Source organism: Oceanobacillus sp. FSL K6-2867 (assembly GCF_037963145.1).
Lineage (GTDB): Bacteria > Bacillota > Bacilli > Bacillales > Amphibacillaceae > Oceanobacillus.
The window spans coordinates 1,784,755-1,805,435 of record NZ_CP150144.1; the positions used below are offsets into that span (position 1 = coordinate 1,784,755).

Genomic DNA, 20,681 nt, shown 5'->3' on the forward strand with positions numbered 1-20,681 from the left:
GCCTATTAATTACGGGAGGAAAGGCAATATCGCTTATTGTTCCAGCACATTACCAAGCTGCTCACCCATTTTCGTCCAGCTGTATATTGCCCCCTCGATAGCTCCTTTGGTAGCTTTTGTTTCTTCACTGAATCCAACTTGCTCGAAATGCAAGTTTGTGGTCCCATCTGAACCTTCTTTCAATGTCCATGTAACAGTAGTATTCTCGCCTTGGCTTGCCCACGTATAAGATAATTTATGGGGCTCTTTCACTTCAAGCACTTCACAATCTACAATTCCGTTCCACCATTTATTTGGCTCTGCCCGAAATTGAAACTTATGGCCAACTATTGGCTTAAAGTCATTTTCCCATATCCATTTAGCAAGCATTTCCGAATCCGTTAATGCCTTCCACACTTCTTCAATTGAACTTGTATATTGAAAATCTAATGATACATCTGCTTTCATTTTTTGTTCCTCCAATAAAAGATTTAATTTGAACATTCTTTCTTTCCAGAAATCTTCATAGAAAGATACCCAGTCGTGAATTTCCTTCAGAGGAGCTGCATTCAGCCGATACCTCGTTTCTCTGCCAACTTTTCTGCTGGTCACAAGTCCAGCCTCTTTTAGAATTGCCAAATGCTTTGAAATTGCTGTGCGACCCATTTCGAAATGGAAAGTTAACTCATAAAGCGGTAATTCTGCCGCATTCGCTAATAAACGAAGAAGCTTCCTTCGGGTTTGGTCGGAAATAGCACCATAAACATCTCTTTCCGTTCCCTTTTCGCTCAATATCACCATCCCCTGATCTTACACCTTATTATGACACTAAAGGGTGTCCTATTTACTTTTATAATACGACACCTTTTAGTTTCATGTCAAGTTCACCTTTAAAAAAGAGTTTAGCCAAGATTACTTTGAATCAACCATAAACTTCCTTTTAACATGCTGATTCCGGCTTAAGTTAACTAAATAGAAAAAGACTGAATCACTTCTGGATCCAGTCAGATGTTATATTTTTTATTTAGTATAACGGATTGAATAGCAGTCAAAAATCGTTCGAGTTGGATAATATTATCCAAGTCCATCCAATGATATTCGGTATTCGAATATCCATTCATACTGAATATCAGATAAATTCTCTTCATTTTCATGTCCTCTACCGATTTTGTTCTGGAATATACGATTATGTAATCGAAAAATGCAAAAAACTTATATTACTCAACAGCTACAAAAGATACTATCTTACCTAGCATACCAAACTAATTAAACGCTCCTGCCAATAGCTCAATTGCCTTTTTACGTACTTCCAACCCTGGCATAAGTGGCACTAACAGGACTTCATCAGCCTTAAATTGACTAATCAACGCATTTAATTGATCTGTCACACTTCCAATATCTCCTACTACCATCCGGATTCGATTCGCTTGAATGATTTTCTTTTCATCTTCCGTGTATGCATATTTATGAGCTGTTTCAACCGATGGAAATTCTGACAAATGGGCAAAATTATCTGTGCCGAGCAACCACAAATCTAGGGCTTTTGCGTATTCTTCCGCTTGCTCATTCGTTTCAGCAACGACTATAAACGGGGCGATCGACACTCTAGGCTCTCGCATGATAGATGAAGGCTTAAATTCATTACGATACAACTCCGCTGCCTGGATACCAATAGCTAATTTATCAATGCCTGCAAGCGGAAATAATCCAAACGTATAACCAATCCCTAATTTAGCGGCCATTTTAGCATTTCTGATACTAGTTGACAGCACCCACATCTCGGGAACGGTTGAAATAACAGGGTTAGCAATTATACCAGAGAAACGATGGTTTTCATCCACTTGATCGCTCAAATACTTGGTTAAATCAACAATACTCTGCTCGTAATTGATTTTACTCTTTTTATTCTCGTTTAACGTCCGGTTCACAATGGGCGTTCCTATCGTATTGCCTATTCCCAAATCAATTCGACCAGGATGAAACGCTTCGAGAACTCGAAAATTTTCAGCTACTTTATAAGGACTATAATGTGGTATCATCACACCGCCCGAACCGATACGAATCCGTTCAGTCGCATCTGCTAAACGCATCATGATTAGTTCTGGTGAGCTACTAGCAAAAGCAGGAACGTTGTGATGTTCTGCCATCCAAAACCGTTCATAGCCTAATAATTCTGCTAATTGAGCTAGCTCAATTGTATTCTGCAAAGCTTTTTGGGCATTGCTTCCTTCATCAATTTGAGCGTAATCTAAAATCCCTAATTTAATCAATCTTACCCTTCTTTCTATGTCTCAAGGTACTTATGCTTTTTCACTTAAGATAAAGCTAACAAGTTCTTCTTTCGTCAGATTCCCAAAATAATTAGCCAATTCGACCGATTTTAACGCGTTTAATAAGTCCTCTTTCCTTAACCGTACCCCTACTAATACTTCTTCCACATCTTTTATATTTTTTGTTCCAAAAAAGTCACCCGAAATCTGAATGGCAGTAATTTTAGCATGCTCAATCGTTAAGCCAACACTAATCGTTCCAATTGGAAAACGTTCTGTTAAACGATATTCGAACTGCTGGAAGCGACCATAGTTCCAGTCCCAATTATTGTATTTCTCAGCGGCAATTTTATCGACACCTGCCCAATCTTCACGTGTTAATTCATAGCGCTTCGCTTCACTAACATCATTAATTTCAAGTAATTGGCAAATCATATAATCGGTAAACTCCCAGACCGTCATTTCTTGGTATTCTGGTGCTAGATGAGGACGGATTGACCCTACTCGACTGCGGACGGACTGAATCCCATGTGATTTAATTTTCTTCTGGTTTGGATTCAATACGGACACCATTGCTTCATAATTGGGATCTAATAGCAACGAATACCCAGCGTATATCCGACCATTCTGTAAGGTCATCGCCGCACCAGAGACTTTCTTGCCATCTAAAACCAAATCATTACGACCTTTTTGTTCTAACTGATCAACGCCTAATTTCTCAAGTGCTTTGATGACCGGTTCATACAGACGTGCATAGTTTCCATGAATGTCCGTACTGCCATCAAATAAGAAGCAAAAACTCATATTTCGATCATCGAGGTAAATCGCACCGCCACCAGTTTCCCGGCGAACAATTTTAATATCATGCTCATCCATATAAGGCTGATTGACTTCCTCGTATGCATTCTGGAATTTTCCAATCTGAACAGCCGGCTGCATCATGTATGGAAACAATACATCATCATCTAAGAAAATATGGTCTTTCACATATTCTTGTAAAGCCATTGCCATTCCTGGATCATATATCCATTCTCCATGGCGCTTCGATTCAATTAAATACATTTGCTCGCCTCCTTTGTTCACTTGCTAATTGTATGTAATACTTCAGCAATATCCTCATCAATTCGTACTGTTTGTGGACGAATTGCATGTGGTATGAAATAATCTTTTTGATTCATCGTCACAAACAACGCCTTCTCATTCCCTTCCGTCATTTGTTGGAAAGGATGTTTAATAAATTGTGGGGTTGTATGTCCCACACCAATTTCCAAAAATAAAATTTTCTTATCTTGATTTTCTTTCAGAAATTGTTCATAACGTTCTTTCTGTTCATGAAAATGACCATCTTCAACCATTCCCTTTTCTTCATTACGTTTATTAACCTCCAAACCGGCTCCACATTTCGGACAAAGCGGAACTAAATTTGCAGGTATCTTCATATCCGATTGTTCCCGGACCATTTTGCGAATTAGCGCTTCATCATGATACGTCTGTTGATGACAGTGCTCCGAACATTGCCACAATCCGTATTCCCCTTGAATGCGAAACACTTTATCCATATCGAACTCAGCCGCATAAAACGCATTATCGGCATTCGTCGTAATAACATGATAATTTTTCCCTGCCATTTTAAGTCGCAAGTCGACATATGCTTGTCCTACTGGTTGATCAAAGAAATTCAACAAGCTGAAACGGCTTTGAAAAGCCCAGTATTCTTGTTCATCTTCGAAATCAAATAAACTTGCTTGTAACATGTCCAAAAAACGATACTTCGCAATAAAATCGGGAAAAGCGTCCGTAAACCGTTTACCTACATATGTAAAGCCAGCCGCTGCAGACATTCCTGCACCAATTCCAATGACAATTGCCTCAGCCTCATCTATTAGTTGGTTTAATAAATCAGCTTGTGACAATGATGCCCCCTCTGTTAATGTTTGCCAATATGAAAGTTGTTGCATAGCCATCCCCTATTCTTTCCTCACTAATAATGACTGATAGATTTGTAAGTCCTCATCTTTAAATACATTAAAGATGATATGAAGCTTTGATCCGGTATTTCTTATATATTCTTTCACTGTTTGAATCGCAATTTCAGCTGCATGTTGATTAGGAAAATTAAATTCACCTGTAGAGATACAGCAGAAAGCAAGGCTGTCTAATTGATGCTCATCCGCTAATGCTAAACAAGAATTATAAGACATGGCCAGTAATTGCTCTCTTAACGGCGAGACTCCACGCTGGTCGATAAATGGTCCAACAGTATGAATAATATAATCTGATGGTAAATTGTAAGCCTTCGTAATTTTCGCCTTCCCGATTGGCTCTTTGCGACCTTGTGCTTTTATGAGTTCATCACAATCCAAGCGCAATTGCACCCCTGCACGGGTATGAATAATATTGTCAATACAACCATGGTTTGCTTGCATGCAGCCCAAAAACTCACTATTAGCCGCATTAACGATTGCGTCAACTTTTAGACTCGCAATATCACCTTGCCATAAATAAAGCTGCTGCTGAACAGCATCTAAATCGTGCAATGAGGTTATGTGTCGTTCGTTATTCCATTGTGTTAAGAAAGCATCTTGAACTTTAACGAATTGTTCCGAGATTGGTTCAGGCTGTCGAATATTACAGAGCCCTCGAAACAACGCTATTTTTTCTTCTACAGTATCCCTTTTATATTGCACCATTTGTTCATTAGCTTGCGGGTTCTCACTCCATAAATAATCAATTAAATAATCCAATCTAGCTTCTTGATCCATAACCTACTCCTTGCGAAATATACTTACAACTAATAGACCTATTATTCTGAACAAAATATATGAATAACTCCCAAACTATTATTCATTAAGCTTCTTCTAGTTGGTTAAATGCTTCTTCATCCACATCTGTTAATTTTACTACCCAATTTTCTTCCGTTTTGGCTGAGTTCAGAAGGGTTGGTTCACTTATTGCAGCTTCATTGCGCACGACGATTTTGCCTGCTAATGGAGAAGCCACATCAATAACAGTTTTTGAAGCTTCTATGTTTAAAATGGTATCATCCACATTAAGTGTATCTCCATTCATATATTCTACAAATCCAACTGTACCAATATCATCTTGCAATTCTGGTGTCATACTTAACGTGTACACGTCATCATTTCTTTCTATAAATAAAAAATTCCCTCGTTTTTTCATTCGTATTCCTTCTTTCTTATATATTTTTTTTCATAATATACTTAAGTATATCATGTATTAACGAGACCTCAAACAGAGTGGCTTTATGCTGTAAAAAATGAGTGGACGGCAAATTATTTTATGAACAAAACTATTGATACAGATAGAAAAACTGTATTAATTTGACACTACCTGGCGTTGGTGATAGCTTTAAATTATTAGCAAACATAGCCAAATGAAGGGAATTGGATAGTATACAAATGAAGACAACAAAACAATACAGTCCTTTATTTAAGACAATCATTCTACCAAATGGTATGGAATTAGATAATCGCTTTGTCCTATCCCCGATGATCACGAATTCTTCAACTATTGAGGGTTATGTTACCAAGGAAGATTTGGCATATGCAGAACGACGTGCTTGTTCCGCCCCCCTACAAATTACAGGTGCTGCTTATATTGAAGAATATGGACAATTGTTTGAATATGGCTTCAGTATCGATGATGATCGTAGCATCGAAGGACTCAAACAACTTGCTCAAACGATGAAAAAGGACGGCTCTAAAGCAATTATTCAATTAACGCATGCCGGTCGTTTTTCCAAAATATCACTTAAAGATTTCGGTGTTGTTTATGGTCCAAGTAAAATGAAGTTGAAGAGTCCCGTTGAACATACCGTCTTACCAATGTCCAAACGCAAAATCGAGCATGTTATTACCCAATATGCTGATGCAACACGTCGTGCGATTAAAGCCGGTTTTGATGGAGTTGAAATTTCAAGTGCTCAGCGTTTACTAATTCAAACGTTCTTTTCCACTTATTCTAACCAGCGTGATGATGAATACGGTGTCCAAAACATTGAAAATCGTTCACGTTTTGGTATCGAAGTGATGAAGGCTGTTCAGAAAGTGATTGCTGAAGAAGCACCAGCTGACTTTATTCTCGGGTTTAGGGGCACACCAGAAGAAACGCGCGGTAATGAAATTGGCTACAGTGTAGAAGACTTTCTTTATTTCATGGATCGAATCATGGAAGTAGCAAACATCCAATATTTAGCTACTGCAAGCTGGGGCAGGAACATTTATAAACAAACGATTCGCCAAGGTAAATTTAAAGATGAATTTATGAATCAAGTTGTGTACGAACATATCAATGGTCGTGTTCCAGTTATGGCCACTGGTGGCATCAACTCACCAGAAAAGGCACTAGAAGCCTTCCAATTTTCTGATATGGTTGGTATGTCTACACCTTTTGTTACCGAACCTGATTTTGTTATGAAGTTAAAAGATGGCCGGGAGGATGAGATTAACTTAGGTTTTTCTAAAGAAGAGCTGGCCGATTTAGCGATTCCCGAAAGAGCCTTTAAAGACATTGTTGAATTAATGGATATCGGCGGATCCCTTTCGGAAGAAGCCCGTCATGAACTACGTAAATTATACAAATAGTGCTAGATGTTTATACGTGCAGCTAAGGTTTACCAAGCCTTTTGGTGACAACCTTAGTTGCACGTATATAAATTATAAAAGAGCTGTTTCTTTTTCTAACTCACGGTATAACACTTCACCAATACGCTTCATACCTTCCATAATCTTCTCTATCGACATATTGGAGAAATTCAAACGAAATGTATTTGTTTGTGTACCATTCGGGAAAAATGGCGTTCCAGGAACACAGGCAACATTGTTTTTCAAGCACTCTGCAAATATATGCGTAGAATCAACGCCCTCTGGAAGTTCAACCCAAATGAATAATCCACCTTCTGGCTTACTGTAAGACAAATTCTTCGGAAAAAATTCCTCAATGCAAGCTAACATTGCTGCGCATCTTTCTTTATAAACAGCTTTAATTCTATTAATGTGCTCTTCCATATCATAAAGTTCCATATATTTGGCTGTAATTCTTTGTGCAAAGCTGTCCGTATGTAAGTCAGCTGTTTGCTTAAAAGCAACATACTTCTCAATAAAAGCTTGGTCAGCACAAATCCATCCAAGTCGAAGGCCGGGAGTAAAAATTTTGGAGAAAGTACTCAAATAAATTACTCTGCCCTCCGTATCAAAATGTTTCACTGGGGGAAGTTCCTCTCCAGCAAATCTTATAGCTCCATAAGGATTATCTTCTACAATCAGTACATCATATTGATTAGCAAGCTCAATCATTTTTTTTCGTCTTTCGAGTGTTAATGTGCGCCCTGTAGGGTTTTGAAAGTCTGGAATTGTATAGATGAATTTTGTGTCAGGATGCTCTTGCAGCTGCTTCTCTAGCTCTTCCATAATCATTCCATTCTCATCCATCGCTACTTCAACAAAGCTGGCATTGTATGACTTAAATGTATTAATTGCCGCAAGATAGGTTGGACTTTCACAAATAATCGTGTCTCCCTCATCGATAAATAGCCTTCCAGTAAGGTCGATTGCTTGCTGGGATCCCGAGGTGATAAGGATATTGTCAACAGGAGCGTTAATTCCAACAGCTTTCATTCTTCGATTAATAGCTTCTCTTAATGGAACATACCCCTCCGTCGTACTATATTGAAGTGAAGCCGCTCCTTCTTCGTTCAAAACAGCATTACACGCATCCTTTAGAGCATCTAATGGAAACAATTCTGGGGCCGGAAGCCCTCCAGCAAAGGAGATTACTTCCGGTCTTTCTGTTATTTTCAAAATTTCCCGTGTCTCCGAAGATTTAACAAAATGAGCTCTCTTAGCAAATTTATTTCCCATTTATAAACAGTCCTTCTTTTATTTTCGCTATCTCTTATATTCAAACAATTATCTTAATAGTTTAATAGCTATCTTTATTTTAACAGAAAATCGAACCTTCTGTCATATCAGATAATATTTAGCGTTCTTCAGTTTGTTTACAGGCTTTTTACATTATTATCTATTACCTGGAACAATACTTATGATTATTTGTTAATAAAGAAACGTCGGGGAAATTCAGGAGAATTCCTCGGTTTAGGAATACTTAGTAGACTTAATGGCAAGCTCTCTATGCACTATTGAATTTAAATATTTTAGAGAAATCTTCCACATGCATTTTCCAGTTTACGAAATAAAGGTTTATAATTGTAAGGATTTTACGTTTAGGGCAAAGCGTTCTAAAATAAAAAGATAAGTAAACATTTATTACGAGAGGAAGAACAACATGATTAGGGAAGCAACTGAAAAAGATTTAATGGACATTTTACATATCTATAATGATGCCATTCTTCATTCTACTGCTGTATATGCCTATAAACCCCAAACGCTTGAAAGCAGAAAACAATGGTACGAACAAAAGATGGAGGATGGTTACCCAATCTTAGTGTGCGAACAAGATAATAAAGTCGCTGGTTTTGCAACATTTGGTCCTTTTAGAGCATGGGCGGCTTATAAATATACAATTGAACATTCCGTTTATGTAAATAGGGAATACCGAAAAAAAGGGATTGGGACTTCCTTGATGATAGAGTTAATTGCTATTGCTAAAGAAAGAGAATATATGACATTGGTTGCTGGTATTGATGCAGCAAATGAAAAAAGCATTGCTATGCACAAAAATTTTGGCTTTGTTTATTCAGGTACAATTGAAAAAGCAGGTTTTAAATTCAATAAATGGATTGACTTGGCCTTTTATCAATTAGAGCTGAATGGACCTGAAAATCCTATAGAGGAATAAAGCATTCATTATATAATGGCTAACAATTATTTCGTAATGTTTGATCAAAGCATCTCCCCCCTTTTCCTTACAATGTTTAAATGAAAAGACTCCGTTTTGAAAAAGACTAATCAAAACGGAGTCTTTCTATACAGAACTGTATTTCACAAGCATTATGACTTTTATTTATGTCCCTTAGATTCTGCAGAACCGCATTTCACTAACAAAGGTGGAACCTAATAAAAGTACTCCATCTATAATTTGTAACAGTGTAAATTGCTCGTGTAAGATGATTCCGGAGATTAAAATAGCTACAAAAGGATCAACATAACTTAACAACGCTATACTTTGCCCTTTTAAATTTGCCATACCAAAGAAGAACAAACAAAATCCTGTTTTCCTGATATCAGTGCTAGGGTTGATAAAAAAGACTGAACCCGCTAAAGGATCCAGCCTGAATTTGTATTGATTTAGGATAAATCACATGAAATACCCTTTGCACATCTGCTCTGCTAACAAGTCATAGGTACCCACTTTGTGGATAATTAAGGCACATACAGAAATTACAATACTTGAATATACCCTTCCGTTCCATTAACAAGAATTCGCTGCCCATCTTTTATTATTTTTGTAGCATTTTCTACTCCCACGACTGCTGGCAAGCCATATTCACGTGCGACAACCGCACCGTGGGTCATCAGCCCACCTACTTCAGTGACCAGGCCTTTAATGGATACAAATAACGGTGTCCAGCTAGGGTCCGTAAAGGATGTAACCAATATATCTCCTTCTTCTAAATCAGCATCTTCCATGTTTAAAATGACACGTGCTCGCCCCTCGATAACTCCTGAGGAAACTGGCAGGCCGACAATAGCTCCAGCTGGGAGATTTTCTCGTTTGTATTCACCAGTAATGATTTCACCATCAGAAGTAATAACACGTGGCGGGGTTAATTTTTCAAATAATTTGTGCGCTTCTTTTCGTTTGTCAATGATTTGGTAATCCAGTTTATTTGTGCGGACTACTTCTTCAAGTTCTTCAAAAGTAAGATAGGATATATCTTCTTTTCCTTAAATAACCCCCGCTTGTACGAGTTGTTCCGCTTCTTTCCATAATGCCTGCTTGTAAATGAAATAGCGATTCACCATACCGTATTTAGGGTATTCCCTAAACCCGCTGAAATTCCGAATTAGGTCGATATTTCGTTTCGTCTCTTTAGCTTTTTGTTCTCCGTTCGGCAGTTGCTCCAATTGTTCTAATAAAGCTTGTTCTTTTTCTAAAGCCTCTTTTCGCCCCTGCTCAAATTTCTGCTGACTAGCATTCGGCTTAAAGTTTTTGATATTCCCTAAAATCATAGGAATAAGTGTAGTTGGTTTTTCGCTCCATCGACTTCTCGTTATATCAATTTCTCCGGCACATCTCATGCCATATTTGTTAAGATAAGCTGTTATTGCATCTTGGGCAATTTGTCCGCCTTCAAGGTTAATCAGTTCATCTAAAAAGTTTTCTGTTTTTGCATGTCTTAAATAATTAATCACTTCTGGATAAGGACGAATCGCATCTGCGACATCCAATAATGCGAGACCCATTTCTGAAGTAATATTGTTTGGTACGGATTGAGAAAGTGTGTCCCCTGCGTTTGTTTCTCCTAACCACTCGTTCATTTTCTCATTAATCCATGTTGTGGCATCCAGCGCAGCTATAATCACACTCATACCTTCAAATAAAACCCTTCTCAGCTCCTGGATATCTTCCAGAATAAAATCAAATAAATCCGCACCTGATTTTGTTTGGATGTTTTGCTTCAGCTCTTCTAGCGATAACTGGTTTTTTTTAATCAATTCCGTAACGATTGTTGGATCGTTTCCAATTTGTGCCTGGGCATCAGAGAGATCTTGAGGTTTGTCAGGACTCAGACTTTTTTCAGTATCTGGGGACGTTTTTATAAAATCTTCTCGATCTACTATTTTCATGAGCGCGTCTTTTATGAGCGGGTCAGATTTTCCTAAGTTATCTATTATCATTTTTCTGCTTGCAGGTGAAGCCAACATAGGTGTTACATCAACAAACAGCCTTCCACCAGCTTTACGCATGGGTGCAGGTGTTGTTAACAGGAAAAGAGACAATCCCAATGGTTTCATAGGGTCTGTCATCATTTGTTGATGACCAACAGATACATAAACGCGGTTTCCTTGGGTCTCACCTGCTTCAGGGATGGGATACAAAGTTGTGATTGGCCGACTCTGGACAATATAAAATGTATCCTCTGCTAAACACCACTCGATGTCTTGCGGGCTTCCAAAATGAGCTTCAATCTTTCTTCCTATATGTGCTAATTGTAAAATTTGCTGGTCTGTTAGTGTTTGTGACTTCTGCTGATCCAGGTCAATCTGCTGTGTCTCAGTTCCTCCATCCTCCCGGCCATAGATAGCCATGTTCTTAGTCCCTATCATCTTTTCGACGATTTTTTCTTCCTGTACCTTATAATTATCAGGAGATACTAGCCCAGAGACTAACGCTTCTCCAAGCCCAAAACTAGCATCGATTGATAATAGCTTTCGATTCGAGGTAATCGGATCAGCAGTAAACAAAATCCCAGAAGCCCGAGGGAAAATCATCCTTTGGATAATAACGGATAAAGAAACTTTACTATGGTCAAATCCATTTTTCATTCGGTATATCACTGCCCGATCCGTAAACAGCGAAGCCCAGCACTTACTAATATGCTGTAAAATCGCATCTATCCCTTTAATATTTAGATAGGTATCTTGTTGTCCAGCAAAGGAGGCATGAGGCAAGTCTTCAGCTGTTGCGCTAGAACGCACTGCATAAGCGTGGTTCTCACCAAACTCGGAAAGAGAATCAGCAACTGCGCTTACTACATCGGCAGGAATATCTACGTCCATAATAACTTGTCGAATCTTGCTGCTGATTTTACTAATTTGATGACGTTCCTCTACGTTTAACACCGTTAGTTGATCCAACAATGCTTGAAACATTTCATTTTGTTCAATGGCCATTTGGTATCCTGCCGTTGTAATACAAAAACCTTCTGGAACTTGTATTCCTTGGATTTTTGATAATTCACCTAAATTTAATCCTTTACCGCCTACAAGCAAATGCTCTGTTTTCCCCATGTCTTGAAAACTGATAACCAAAGAGCTCATTCCACATCACTCCTAACCAGTATTGTTCTATTGATTTTAGCAGTAGTATATAAGAAGAAACAGTCTATAATTACCTTTTTTTATATGCTATAATTTAATTGGGAAGAGTTAGGCTTTCCTGTAAAGTTAGCTATTGCCCCGATGTACCATCTCAAAAGTCAGATCATACACCTTTGATTCCACAATAAATAGCAACCTTTTCAATCAAGAGATGAACGCTTATTGAATACATAAAAAAACTGAATCCAGTAAAGGATCCAGCCTGTATTTGTATTGTTTTTGAAAACAAAAACCTTTATTAATGAATGTCTTTTTTCTTGAAACTGCCGCCTTTAACTTCTGCTACATCATACACAGCTATAAAAGCATGTTTGTCGATCTCGTTAATAATCTCTTTCATTTTACTATCCTCTAAACGGTTAATAATACACGTAATTTCTTTAAATTTTTCATTTGTATAACCGCCTTCAACCAGATTATAGGTTGCACTGCGACCTAAACGGTCACGTATGGTTTCCACCATTAAATCCGGCTGACTAGTGATAATTTTATAGGTTTTAGAACCACTTAAACCTTCCTCAACTATATGAATCACTTTAGAAGCAATAAAATAAGCTATTCCTGACAAGAAAGCCCCTTGTAACCCAAAAACAGTTGATACCACTATAAAAACAAACATATTTAAAAATAGAATAAGGTCACTTGTTCCAAATGGCAATTTTCGGGATAGCAATACCGCTAACATATCAATACCATCTAATGCGCCGCCATTTCGTAATGCTAATCCCATACCAAAGCCAATGATAATACCACCGACAACGGTCACTAACAATGTATCTCCTTGAACTATAATTGGTATATGGTGCATAATGCTTGTCCCAAATGCAAGTGTAGCAATACCAATAACAGAGTAAATTGCAAAGCTTTTACCGATTTGCTTATAGCCCAAAAATACGAACGGGATATTCAATATCGCAATTAGAACTCCAAGGGGTAATCCGAATAATTGTGAACCAACTATACTCAAACCCGTCACACCACCATCTGAAACGTTGTTTGGGATCAGAACCGATTCTAGACCATATGCTGTTATAAAAGCTCCTATAGCAACTGCTAATGCACGTAATACCTTTTTAAATATTATGGTTCTTTTCTGCTTTGTGTTTGTATTTGTATTCATTTACTTTCCTCTTTCCAAACAATTTTTCTATTTCCTTATTTAATCACACTTTAGATTGTTATGGTATTATTTAATCGCCCGATTGCATTATTATTTAACTGTCATTATTGTGAAAGACCTTAATATGTATGTCTGATAGATAATAGAGGAAACCATTATCTATAATTTACTTCGAAACCTATTTCGTATTCTGCAGTTAAAATATTGCTGGTGTATTAAAAAATGGTTTGGTGAAAGGATGATGGAAGGGATATTTAATAAAAGAGAGCTAGACCCTGATAATGGATCTAGCCGGCATTAGATCGAATTGGATTATATAAGCTGTGTATTGCTTGAATTGGCAGTTGTTTTACAATGGTGCTCTTTTGCGGAAGATAATTTTACGGTTTACTTTGTTTATTTAAAGCACTGCTCAATACTACTGTTCCTGCCACAGCCCTTAAAATAAGATGCCTACATCACAATTTACTTATGATAGTGCCGTGATAAAACGCCGGACTCCATCTTTCAAGCGTGAAGGCGCACATGCTATATTCATGCGAAGAAATCCATTACCAGCCTCACCATATTTGGTGCCCGGTTCCAACGCAAGTTTTCCTTTACCCAATAATTTACTCATTATTTCCTCTTCAGAAAGTCCAGTATTTCGATAGTCAATCCAAAGCAAATAAGTGGCTTGCGGTTTGTTTATTTTTATTCCGGGGACTTTTTCTGTTAACTCTTCGATAACATAATCCATATTCGAGGTTATGATTCCAAGCAGTTCTTGAAGCCAAGGTCCTCCCTCTTCGTATGCAGCTTTTAACGCTGAAGCAGCAAATGGGCTAAGTCGGTTAACCCCCATCTGTCCATGCGCCAATAAATTTTGTTCGAGTTTTTCCCTAACTTTTGCATCAGGGGAAATGATGATAGCCACTTGGAGGCCCGCAAGATTGAATGTTTTTGTCGGGGCAATACAGGTAATGATACGCTTCGCTTCTTCCTCCGCGATTGTGGCGAGCGCAATATGTTTATTTCCAGGAAAGACAAGGTCTGCATGGATTTCATCTGATAAGATAAGAACGTCATATTTTGTACAAAGTTCAATTATTTTTTTTAATTCTTTTTCTGTCCAAACAATTCCTCCTGGATTATGTGGGTTACATAAAACAAACAATTTCACATTTTGTTGCAAAGCTTTCTCAAATTCTACAAAATCGATTGAATAATTACCATCTTTTTCTTTCATGACGCATTCAACTAGTGTTCGTTGCATTCTAATAGGAACTTGGGAAAAAGGCGGATAGACGGGTGCTGTGACTAGAATGCCATCTCCTTTTGCTGTAAACGCTTCAATTACTGAAGCAATCGCTGGAACAACCCCATGGTGAACTAACATCCAATCGTTTTGCGTTTGCCATGCATGACGATTTTCAAGCCAGAGACGGATAGCATCTTTACAAGTTTCGTTAAAATAAGAGTATCCGAAAACTCCGTGATTGAGACATTTTTGCATGGCATCAATAACGACTTTTGGAGCAGCAAAATCCATATCAGCAATCCACATCGGCAAAATATCAGATGCGTCATCAACTCCAAAAATGGACTCCATCGTGTCCCACTTAACGGAACGCGTATTTCTTCTATCAATTACATTTTCAAATACGTTCATTACCATCTACCCCTCTTTCTTTTTTCTAGCGTTATCATAACCTACAGGAATTGCATATGGTTTCATCAATTCAGTCGCAGAGCTTTAATAAGAGTTTCAACCTGTTATTTTTTATCATCAATTATCAATGTCAACATAAACAACAATTAGAGTCCCATAGAAGTGCTTAACGAATGGGACCCATTAATCTCATTCCATGATCAAGGAGTTGGTATGGAATAATAATCAATTAAAAAGACAAATAGAAGGGAGATTGTAATCACTGAAATAAGTAAAGACAAAACAATTCCTATCATCGTTTCCTTCGTTATAGATTCGTATTTTTGGGCTAAAACAAACGTAACAGGACCAATCGGTAAAGCTGACATAAGAATGGCTGTAATCGCCCATAACGGATCCAAATCGAAAACAAATAAAACCAAAATAATAGTTAACAACGGTTGAAGTACAGTCTTGATGACAATGAGAAAATGAATTTCTTTATTCATGATACTGGACCACTGTAAAGCCTCTTTTTGATTGACTAATGCTAATCCAATCGCAAATAGAGCTGTTGGTCCTGTTGCATCTGCCAAAAATCCCGTAAAAATATTTAATGAATTGGGTAGCGGGATCCTTGCTAACGCAAATACGAGACCTAAAATGACTGATATCATAATAGGATGAAGAAGAACAGGCTTGAACACGCTTTTTAAAAAATCCCATGTCCCTTGATCATCAGTTTGTCTCTTTGCCCGACTCCATTCAAAAGTAAGAATCACGACTGCTATAACAGGAATGTTATGAATAACTGTTGCTATGGCGGAGGGCAAGGCTGCTTCTTGACCAAAGGCCACGATTAATAATGGTATGCCCATAAACCCCGATGTTCCATAGGAAGCATTCATACCATAAAGAGATAATGCGGCAGACCGTTTCTTAAACACGAAGCGAACGACAAAAACGGTGATTAAAAAGGCTCCAATGATGCCAAACAAATTGGCGAACAAAAAATCCCAGTTTGTGAGGTGTGAAAGAGGTGCTGTTGCTACCGCATGAAATAAAAGGGCTGGCAAGGTGATGTATAAGACATAATCGTTTAATGTTTTCGCTCCATTGGCAGAAACAATCTTTGTTTTGCCAGCTATAAAACCAATAGCAATAACGGCAAATACAGGTAAAATAAGATCAATGACAACTTGCAAGGATGATCACCAACATTTCTTTAGGTATTCTTTTTATAAATCAGCCGGGAATACTCGCGACTTTAGTCATGCAGATGAATCGGCATCGGTTGAGGCATGGCTTCAGCTATGGTAATCAACCGGCACGGAATAAAATTAAATAATTGTTAATTACTTTTGTATCTGTATTTTCACCAATACATGTGTGTTAAGATAGTGTACAAGTGTCTTCTATAAAGTGAGGTGAATATCGTGCTACGACACAAAGCTTACAAGTTTCGTATCTATCCAACGAAAGAACAAGCCATTTTAATTGTCAAAACCATCGGCTGTTCCAGGTTTGTCTACAATCACTTTCTTCACCTTTGGAATACTGCTTATGCTGAAACAGGTAAAGGACTGTCCTATCACTCCTGTTCCGCTTTACTTCCTCAAATGAAAAAAGAAGAAGCAACGTGTTGGCTGAAAGAAGTCGATAGTATTGCCCTTCAATCCTCTTTGGAAAATCTTGCGGACTCTTTTTCACGGTTTTTTAAAAAGCAAAACAATCATCCCCAGTTCAAAAGTAAAACGCACCCTGTTCAAAGCTACACCACCAAAGAAACAAACCATAACATTAAATAAAAGAAAACTACTTAAAATTACCCAAATTAGGTCTCGTTAAGTTTGCTAAAAGTAAAGAGCTGAAAGGTCGTTTCCTTAACGCTACGATTCGCAAAAGTCCAAGTGGTAAATTTTTCGTATCGATTCTTTGTGAAGAAGAAATCGACAAGCTTGATAAAACAGATGCAGCAATTGGTATTGATTTAGGCATTACGGATTTTGCGATTCTTTCGGATGGACAAAAAATGGATAATAATCGATTTACTTCCAAAATGGAAAAGAAGCTGAAGCGTGAACAACGAAAGTTATCAAGGCGTGCGTTAGTTGCCAAAAAAAATGGGATCCATCTGTCAGAGGCGAAAAACTATCAAAAGCAAAAAAAGAGAGTTGCTCGATTGCACGAAAAAGTGGCGAACCAACGTAATGACTTCCTGAATAAGTTGAGTACAACGATTGCCAAAAACCACGATATCATCTGTATCGAAGACTTAAACACAAAAGGGATGTTGCGTAATCATAAATTATCCAAAAGCATATCGGATGTATCATGGTCTAGCTTTGTAGCAAAGTTACAATACAAAGCTGACTGGTATGGTCGCGACATCATCAAAGTCGACCGATGGTTTCCCTCCAGTCAGATTTGTTCCGAGTGCGAGCACAAAGATGGTAAGAAAGCCCTCCATATTCGAGAATGGACATGCCCTGTTTGTCATGCTCATCATGACCGTGATATCAATGCTAGTAAGAACATTCTCGCTGAAGGGTTAAGATTGCATGCTTTAACATCGCTATAGCTGAAAAAAACCGTAGGTACTCCGGGGTTAGCTTGGTAAATAAGAGAAACCGCTGATGATGGTGCATGCCACTATGAATCAAGTATGCTCTATTCTCAAGAATCTCGTGACTCAGTCATGAGAGGTTCAAAAAGTGTTTTAGTGCGTTGATTATGTGCAAGGCATTTGAAATGCCTGATTTATACGAATAGTTTTCAAAACTATAACCAACCTTTCATCAATATTATCATTCGCAATGTGGTTAATATTCAGACCTCATTAACTATTAACGAATAGAGCGTTATTGATATATTTCATATTTCATATTTCATATTTCAAATATAATTGTAACAGGATAAAATATATACAAAAAATACATATTTCGTATTATATTTATATTGTAAAAATATAAATCAATTAGGGAGTTCGTTATGGATATAAGACAACTGACATATTTTTTGGCAATTGCTGAAGAGGGCAATATTACAAAAGCAGCAAAAAGACTCCATATTGCTCAACCACCCCTTAGCCATCAGCTTAAACTGTTAGAGGAAGAATTAGGACTCGTGCTGATTGAAAGGAATACACGTAAAATACAGATTACGGATGCTGGAAAACTTCTTCAAAATAGGGCTAGACAGATCATAGAACTTTTTGAGAGGACTGAAAAGGAATTAAAAGATATAAAAGCGGGACAACTAGGCACGCTCTCCATAGGTACAATATCTTCAGTAGGAGAAACAATGCTACCAATAAAAATACAAAGATTTCATGAGAATTATCCTGGTGTTGATTTTCGAATTAAAGAAAGCAGTGCATTTGAAATTATTGAATGGGTCAAAGATGGAATTATTGAAATTGGGATTGTTCGCACACCATTTAATCTGGATACCTTCGAATGTATTGACCTACCGTATGAACCCATGATGGCTGGTGCATCAGACTTATTCTGGAAAGGTGACGAAGGCTGCATAGATAATTTAAAGGAATTTGAAGGTAAACCTTTGCTTGTCTACAACAGATTTGCAAATAATATTGAAGAAGCTTGTTGGAAGGCTGGTTTTGAACCTAGGGTTATATGCGGAATAGATGATACAAGATCCATGTTAAACTGGGCAAATATGGGAATGGGAATAGCTATCCTACCAAGAGATGCGTGTTCATTAATATCAGATGTGAAACTTAATTTTAGAGAAATCAAAGAAGAGTCACTTGTAACAAGAATAGTGATAATTTGGATGAAACACCGTTACTTGTCTACCCCAGCAAAAAACTTTTTGGAGCTTTTTAATACTTAACAATTTTTCGCCGCTTTCAAGGTTTGACATATCGAGATAAATAGATATAATGAAACTTATGGAACCTATCGATGTATTTAAAGCATTATCTAATGAAACTCGGCTTAACATCTTACAGTGGTTAAAAGAACCGGAGAAGCACTTTCCTAAACAAGGCGCTCACCTGCCAAAGGAAGTTAGTTATAAAGGTGGAGTATGCGTTGGAGACATACAAGAAAAAGCTAAAACTTCTCAATCTACGGTGTCTCACTACTTAAATTTGATGCAGAAAGCCGGATTGCTCGAATCTGTTCGTTATGGTAAGTGGACTTATTATAGAAGAGATGAAGAAGCCATTCGTCAGATCGGTGAATATTTTATGACGGAAATCTAATTAGCATGATTTTCGTTATTTTTTCTTTTTTTATATCGATAATTCTAGATATATAAATATAAGATGTTAGGAGTAATTAAATGATACGTTATATTGCATATTTATTTGCTTTATTAGCAGGAGTAGCCCTTAGTTTTGAAGGTGCTATTTATGGCGAACTAGGTAAAACAATTGGCCAGCTCGAAACCAGTTTTTATAATTTTTTTGTGGGTGCAATTATCCTGGGTTTACTATGGCTATTTTTTGGTAAAGGCAAAATTTCACATGTGGCTAAAGCACCGAAGTGGACACTACTTGGAGGTGCTTTAGGAGTTGTGTATTTAACAGCAATAGTAATTAGTGTTCCATTTGTTGGTGTTGGTATAACTATGGTTGCTGTCATTATTGGTCAATTAATAATGAGTATGGTTATTGAGCATTATGGTTGGCTCGGAAGTAAAAAAACGAGAATTAATAAAGAAAAGATATTTGCTGTTATATCAATGATCGTAGCGCTTATATTAGTTAATTAGGAGGTTTAAATAATGGGTATAATAATGATTCTATTCACTTTACTTGGTGGTATCGCATTGAGCGCACAATCAGCTGTCAATGGTACATTTAGCCGAAAGGCAGGAACAATTGAAACTACATTTTTAACTTTTATAACTGGTACTATGTTTTTAGCTATAGTTATTCTTTTCTTTGGACAAGGAAATTTATTCGCTATTTTTGAAGTACCTATTTGGCAATTAAGTGCGGTATTTTTAGGAGTGCTATTCTTACTTTTTAACGTTTTTGCAGTCCCCAAAATTGGTATTATTGCAACTAGTATTACGGTTATCATCGGGCAACTAGTTATTGGAATAGTAATCGATCACTTTGGTTGGTTTAATAGCTTGGTCATCCCTCTCGATATGAAGCGTTGGTTTGCATTACTATTTATGATTATTGCGCTTTATTTTATCTATAAAGGAAATATGCGCTCAAATGAAGAAGCAAATGCAGACATAATTAACTAATTTATAGTGCTCCATCCGTTACTAACGTTGGAGCACTTTTTATGTTGAGCGGGATTTTTTATCAAACATTATTATAAATCGATCTTTATTTCAAAGCCACCACTTACCCATTGGTTCCGGATTGCTAAGGTCGGTGCAACAATTAATGTCGGTTTATTTGGATAGAGCATAATTTCCAGTCCAAGCACTGTTTTTCCCGATCCAGTAGATGCAACGAGATGAAGATACCCGTCCAAATGCTTCAGCACCTCAACTTGATAACCCCGCCGTGGCTAGCAAAACTGAATTTTTCCAGGGAATGCTTGCATAAAAATTATCTCGTTGATTTATAGATGTTCCTATTTTCTCGGATAAGAAATACCTCTTTGGATAATTATATCCAAAGAGGTATTTCTTCGTGCGTTTATTAAGGGTATTTTGATAACTAC

At 37.4% G+C, this 20,681-nt stretch carries 18 protein-coding genes and 4 pseudogenes; 7 read left to right on the forward strand and 15 right to left on the reverse strand.

Going from position 1 to position 20,681, the window contains the following annotated elements; translation table 11 throughout:
* Positions 1 to 33: 33 nt before the first annotated feature.
* The 8 genes and pseudogenes from NSQ77_RS08840 to NSQ77_RS08875 form a co-directional block, all read right to left on the reverse strand.
* Complete coding sequence (locus NSQ77_RS08840) at positions 34 to 447, reverse strand: SRPBCC family protein (RefSeq protein ID WP_339230972.1); 414 nt, start codon at positions 445 to 447, stop codon at positions 34 to 36.
* Positions 448 to 585: 138 nt separating this feature from the next.
* Positions 586 to 780, reverse strand: a pseudogene (locus NSQ77_RS08845) (ArsR family transcriptional regulator); the annotation flags it as partial.
* 203 nt (positions 781 to 983) lie between these two features.
* Complete coding sequence (locus NSQ77_RS08850; RefSeq protein WP_339230397.1) at positions 984 to 1,127, reverse strand: hypothetical protein; 144 nt, start codon at positions 1,125 to 1,127, stop codon at positions 984 to 986.
* 114 nt (positions 1,128 to 1,241) lie between these two features.
* A complete protein-coding gene (locus NSQ77_RS08855; RefSeq protein WP_339230398.1) occupies positions 1,242 to 2,249 on the reverse strand; it encodes an LLM class flavin-dependent oxidoreductase in 1,008 nt (335 codons plus the stop codon).
* A 30-nt stretch (positions 2,250 to 2,279) separates the two neighbouring features.
* On the reverse strand, positions 2,280 to 3,311 hold the full coding sequence (locus NSQ77_RS08860) for a lipoate--protein ligase (RefSeq protein WP_339230399.1): 1,032 nt from the start codon (positions 3,309 to 3,311) through the stop codon (positions 2,280 to 2,282).
* A gap of 17 nt (positions 3,312 to 3,328) precedes the next feature.
* On the reverse strand, positions 3,329 to 4,207 hold the full coding sequence (locus tag NSQ77_RS08865) for an NAD-dependent deacetylase (RefSeq protein WP_339230401.1): 879 nt from the start codon (positions 4,205 to 4,207) through the stop codon (positions 3,329 to 3,331).
* Positions 4,208 to 4,216: 9 nt separating this feature from the next.
* Positions 4,217 to 5,011, reverse strand: a complete 795-nt coding sequence (locus NSQ77_RS08870; RefSeq protein ID WP_339230403.1) for a protein-ADP-ribose hydrolase — start codon at positions 5,009 to 5,011, stop codon at positions 4,217 to 4,219.
* Between the two features lie 85 nt (positions 5,012 to 5,096).
* Positions 5,097 to 5,429 (reverse strand): glycine cleavage system protein H, encoded by a 333-nt coding sequence (locus tag NSQ77_RS08875; RefSeq protein WP_339230405.1) that lies wholly within the window; start codon positions 5,427 to 5,429, stop codon positions 5,097 to 5,099.
* A gap of 239 nt (positions 5,430 to 5,668) precedes the next feature.
* Between NSQ77_RS08875 and NSQ77_RS08880 the strand changes: the two genes are divergently transcribed.
* Positions 5,669 to 6,853 carry an NADH-dependent flavin oxidoreductase gene (locus NSQ77_RS08880; protein WP_339230407.1) on the forward strand — a complete coding sequence of 395 codons (1,185 nt, stop codon included), beginning with the start codon at positions 5,669 to 5,671 and terminating at the stop codon, positions 6,851 to 6,853.
* Positions 6,854 to 6,925: 72 nt separating this feature from the next.
* Here the strand turns inward: NSQ77_RS08880 and NSQ77_RS08885 are convergent, their stop codons facing one another.
* Positions 6,926 to 8,128 (reverse strand): PLP-dependent aminotransferase family protein, encoded by a 1,203-nt coding sequence (locus NSQ77_RS08885; protein ID WP_339230408.1) that lies wholly within the window; start codon positions 8,126 to 8,128, stop codon positions 6,926 to 6,928.
* Positions 8,129 to 8,552: 424 nt separating this feature from the next.
* Here NSQ77_RS08885 and NSQ77_RS08890 point away from each other — a divergent pair, with 424 nt between their 5' ends.
* Positions 8,553 to 9,065, forward strand: coding sequence for an N-acetyltransferase family protein (locus NSQ77_RS08890; protein ID WP_339230410.1), 513 nt, complete (start codon positions 8,553 to 8,555; stop codon positions 9,063 to 9,065).
* Between the two features lie 174 nt (positions 9,066 to 9,239).
* On the opposite strand, the pseudogene NSQ77_RS08895 reads toward NSQ77_RS08890, so the two are convergent.
* The 5 genes and pseudogenes from NSQ77_RS08895 to NSQ77_RS08915 all read right to left on the reverse strand — a co-directional run.
* Positions 9,240 to 9,437, reverse strand: a pseudogene (locus NSQ77_RS08895) (EamA family transporter); the annotation flags it as partial.
* Positions 9,438 to 9,607: 170 nt separating this feature from the next.
* Positions 9,608 to 12,211 (reverse strand): annotated as a pseudogene (gene ppsA, locus NSQ77_RS08900) (phosphoenolpyruvate synthase).
* 298 nt (positions 12,212 to 12,509) lie between these two features.
* The gene (locus tag NSQ77_RS08905) at positions 12,510 to 13,391 is read right to left on the reverse strand and encodes a YitT family protein (protein WP_339230412.1); all 882 of its coding nucleotides are present in this window, start codon (positions 13,389 to 13,391) and stop codon (positions 12,510 to 12,512) included.
* Between the two features lie 469 nt (positions 13,392 to 13,860).
* The gene (locus tag NSQ77_RS08910) at positions 13,861 to 15,042 is read right to left on the reverse strand and encodes a MalY/PatB family protein (protein ID WP_339230414.1); all 1,182 of its coding nucleotides are present in this window, start codon (positions 15,040 to 15,042) and stop codon (positions 13,861 to 13,863) included.
* A 200-nt stretch (positions 15,043 to 15,242) separates the two neighbouring features.
* Positions 15,243 to 16,226: an AEC family transporter gene (locus NSQ77_RS08915; protein ID WP_339230416.1), complete on the reverse strand. Its 984-nt coding sequence runs from the start codon at positions 16,224 to 16,226 to the stop codon at positions 15,243 to 15,245.
* 231 nt (positions 16,227 to 16,457) lie between these two features.
* Here NSQ77_RS08915 and tnpB point away from each other — a divergent pair.
* The 5 genes and pseudogenes from tnpB to NSQ77_RS08940 all read left to right on the forward strand — a co-directional run bounded on the left by tnpB (position 16,458) and on the right by NSQ77_RS08940 (position 20,253).
* Positions 16,458 to 17,602 (forward strand): annotated as a pseudogene (gene tnpB / locus NSQ77_RS08920) (IS200/IS605 family element RNA-guided endonuclease TnpB).
* Positions 17,603 to 18,012: 410 nt separating this feature from the next.
* The gene (locus NSQ77_RS08925; protein ID WP_339230417.1) at positions 18,013 to 18,879 is read left to right on the forward strand and encodes a LysR substrate-binding domain-containing protein; all 867 of its coding nucleotides are present in this window, start codon (positions 18,013 to 18,015) and stop codon (positions 18,877 to 18,879) included.
* Between the two features lie 58 nt (positions 18,880 to 18,937).
* Positions 18,938 to 19,252 (forward strand): metalloregulator ArsR/SmtB family transcription factor, encoded by a 315-nt coding sequence (locus tag NSQ77_RS08930; protein ID WP_339230973.1) that lies wholly within the window; start codon positions 18,938 to 18,940, stop codon positions 19,250 to 19,252.
* 83 nt (positions 19,253 to 19,335) lie between these two features.
* Positions 19,336 to 19,764: a DMT family transporter gene (locus NSQ77_RS08935; protein WP_339230975.1), complete on the forward strand. Its 429-nt coding sequence runs from the start codon at positions 19,336 to 19,338 to the stop codon at positions 19,762 to 19,764.
* Between the two features lie 12 nt (positions 19,765 to 19,776).
* Positions 19,777 to 20,253 (forward strand): DMT family transporter, encoded by a 477-nt coding sequence (locus NSQ77_RS08940; protein ID WP_339230418.1) that lies wholly within the window; start codon positions 19,777 to 19,779, stop codon positions 20,251 to 20,253.
* A 71-nt stretch (positions 20,254 to 20,324) separates the two neighbouring features.
* On the opposite strand, the gene NSQ77_RS08945 is transcribed toward NSQ77_RS08940, so the two are convergent.
* On the reverse strand, positions 20,325 to 20,489 hold the full coding sequence (locus tag NSQ77_RS08945; RefSeq protein ID WP_339230420.1) for a DEAD/DEAH box helicase family protein: 165 nt from the start codon (positions 20,487 to 20,489) through the stop codon (positions 20,325 to 20,327).
* Positions 20,490 to 20,681 lie beyond the last annotated feature (192 nt).

Coding starts and splice junctions, on each gene's coding strand:
- NSQ77_RS08865 (WP_339230401.1), bottom strand. CDS start 4,207: ATGCAACAACTTTCATATTGGCAAACATTAACAGAGGGGGCATCATTG.
- NSQ77_RS08910 (WP_339230414.1), bottom strand. CDS start 15,042: ATGAACGTATTTGAAAATGTAATTGATAGAAGAAATACGCGTTCCGTT.
- NSQ77_RS08885 (WP_339230408.1), bottom strand. CDS start 8,128: ATGGGAAATAAATTTGCTAAGAGAGCTCATTTTGTTAAATCTTCGGAG.
- NSQ77_RS08890 (WP_339230410.1), top strand. CDS start 8,553: ATGATTAGGGAAGCAACTGAAAAAGATTTAATGGACATTTTACATATC.
- NSQ77_RS08870 (WP_339230403.1), bottom strand. CDS start 5,011: ATGGATCAAGAAGCTAGATTGGATTATTTAATTGATTATTTATGGAGT.
- NSQ77_RS08875 (WP_339230405.1), bottom strand. CDS start 5,429: ATGAAAAAACGAGGGAATTTTTTATTTATAGAAAGAAATGATGACGTG.
- NSQ77_RS08840 (WP_339230972.1), bottom strand. CDS start 447: ATGAAAGCAGATGTATCATTAGATTTTCAATATACAAGTTCAATTGAA.
- NSQ77_RS08940 (WP_339230418.1), top strand. CDS start 19,777: ATGGGTATAATAATGATTCTATTCACTTTACTTGGTGGTATCGCATTG.
- NSQ77_RS08860 (WP_339230399.1), bottom strand. CDS start 3,311: ATGTATTTAATTGAATCGAAGCGCCATGGAGAATGGATATATGATCCA.
- NSQ77_RS08905 (WP_339230412.1), bottom strand. CDS start 13,391: ATGAATACAAATACAAACACAAAGCAGAAAAGAACCATAATATTTAAA.
- NSQ77_RS08930 (WP_339230973.1), top strand. CDS start 18,938: ATGGAACCTATCGATGTATTTAAAGCATTATCTAATGAAACTCGGCTT.
- NSQ77_RS08850 (WP_339230397.1), bottom strand. CDS start 1,127: ATGAAGAGAATTTATCTGATATTCAGTATGAATGGATATTCGAATACC.
- NSQ77_RS08880 (WP_339230407.1), top strand. CDS start 5,669: ATGAAGACAACAAAACAATACAGTCCTTTATTTAAGACAATCATTCTA.
- NSQ77_RS08925 (WP_339230417.1), top strand. CDS start 18,013: ATGGATATAAGACAACTGACATATTTTTTGGCAATTGCTGAAGAGGGC.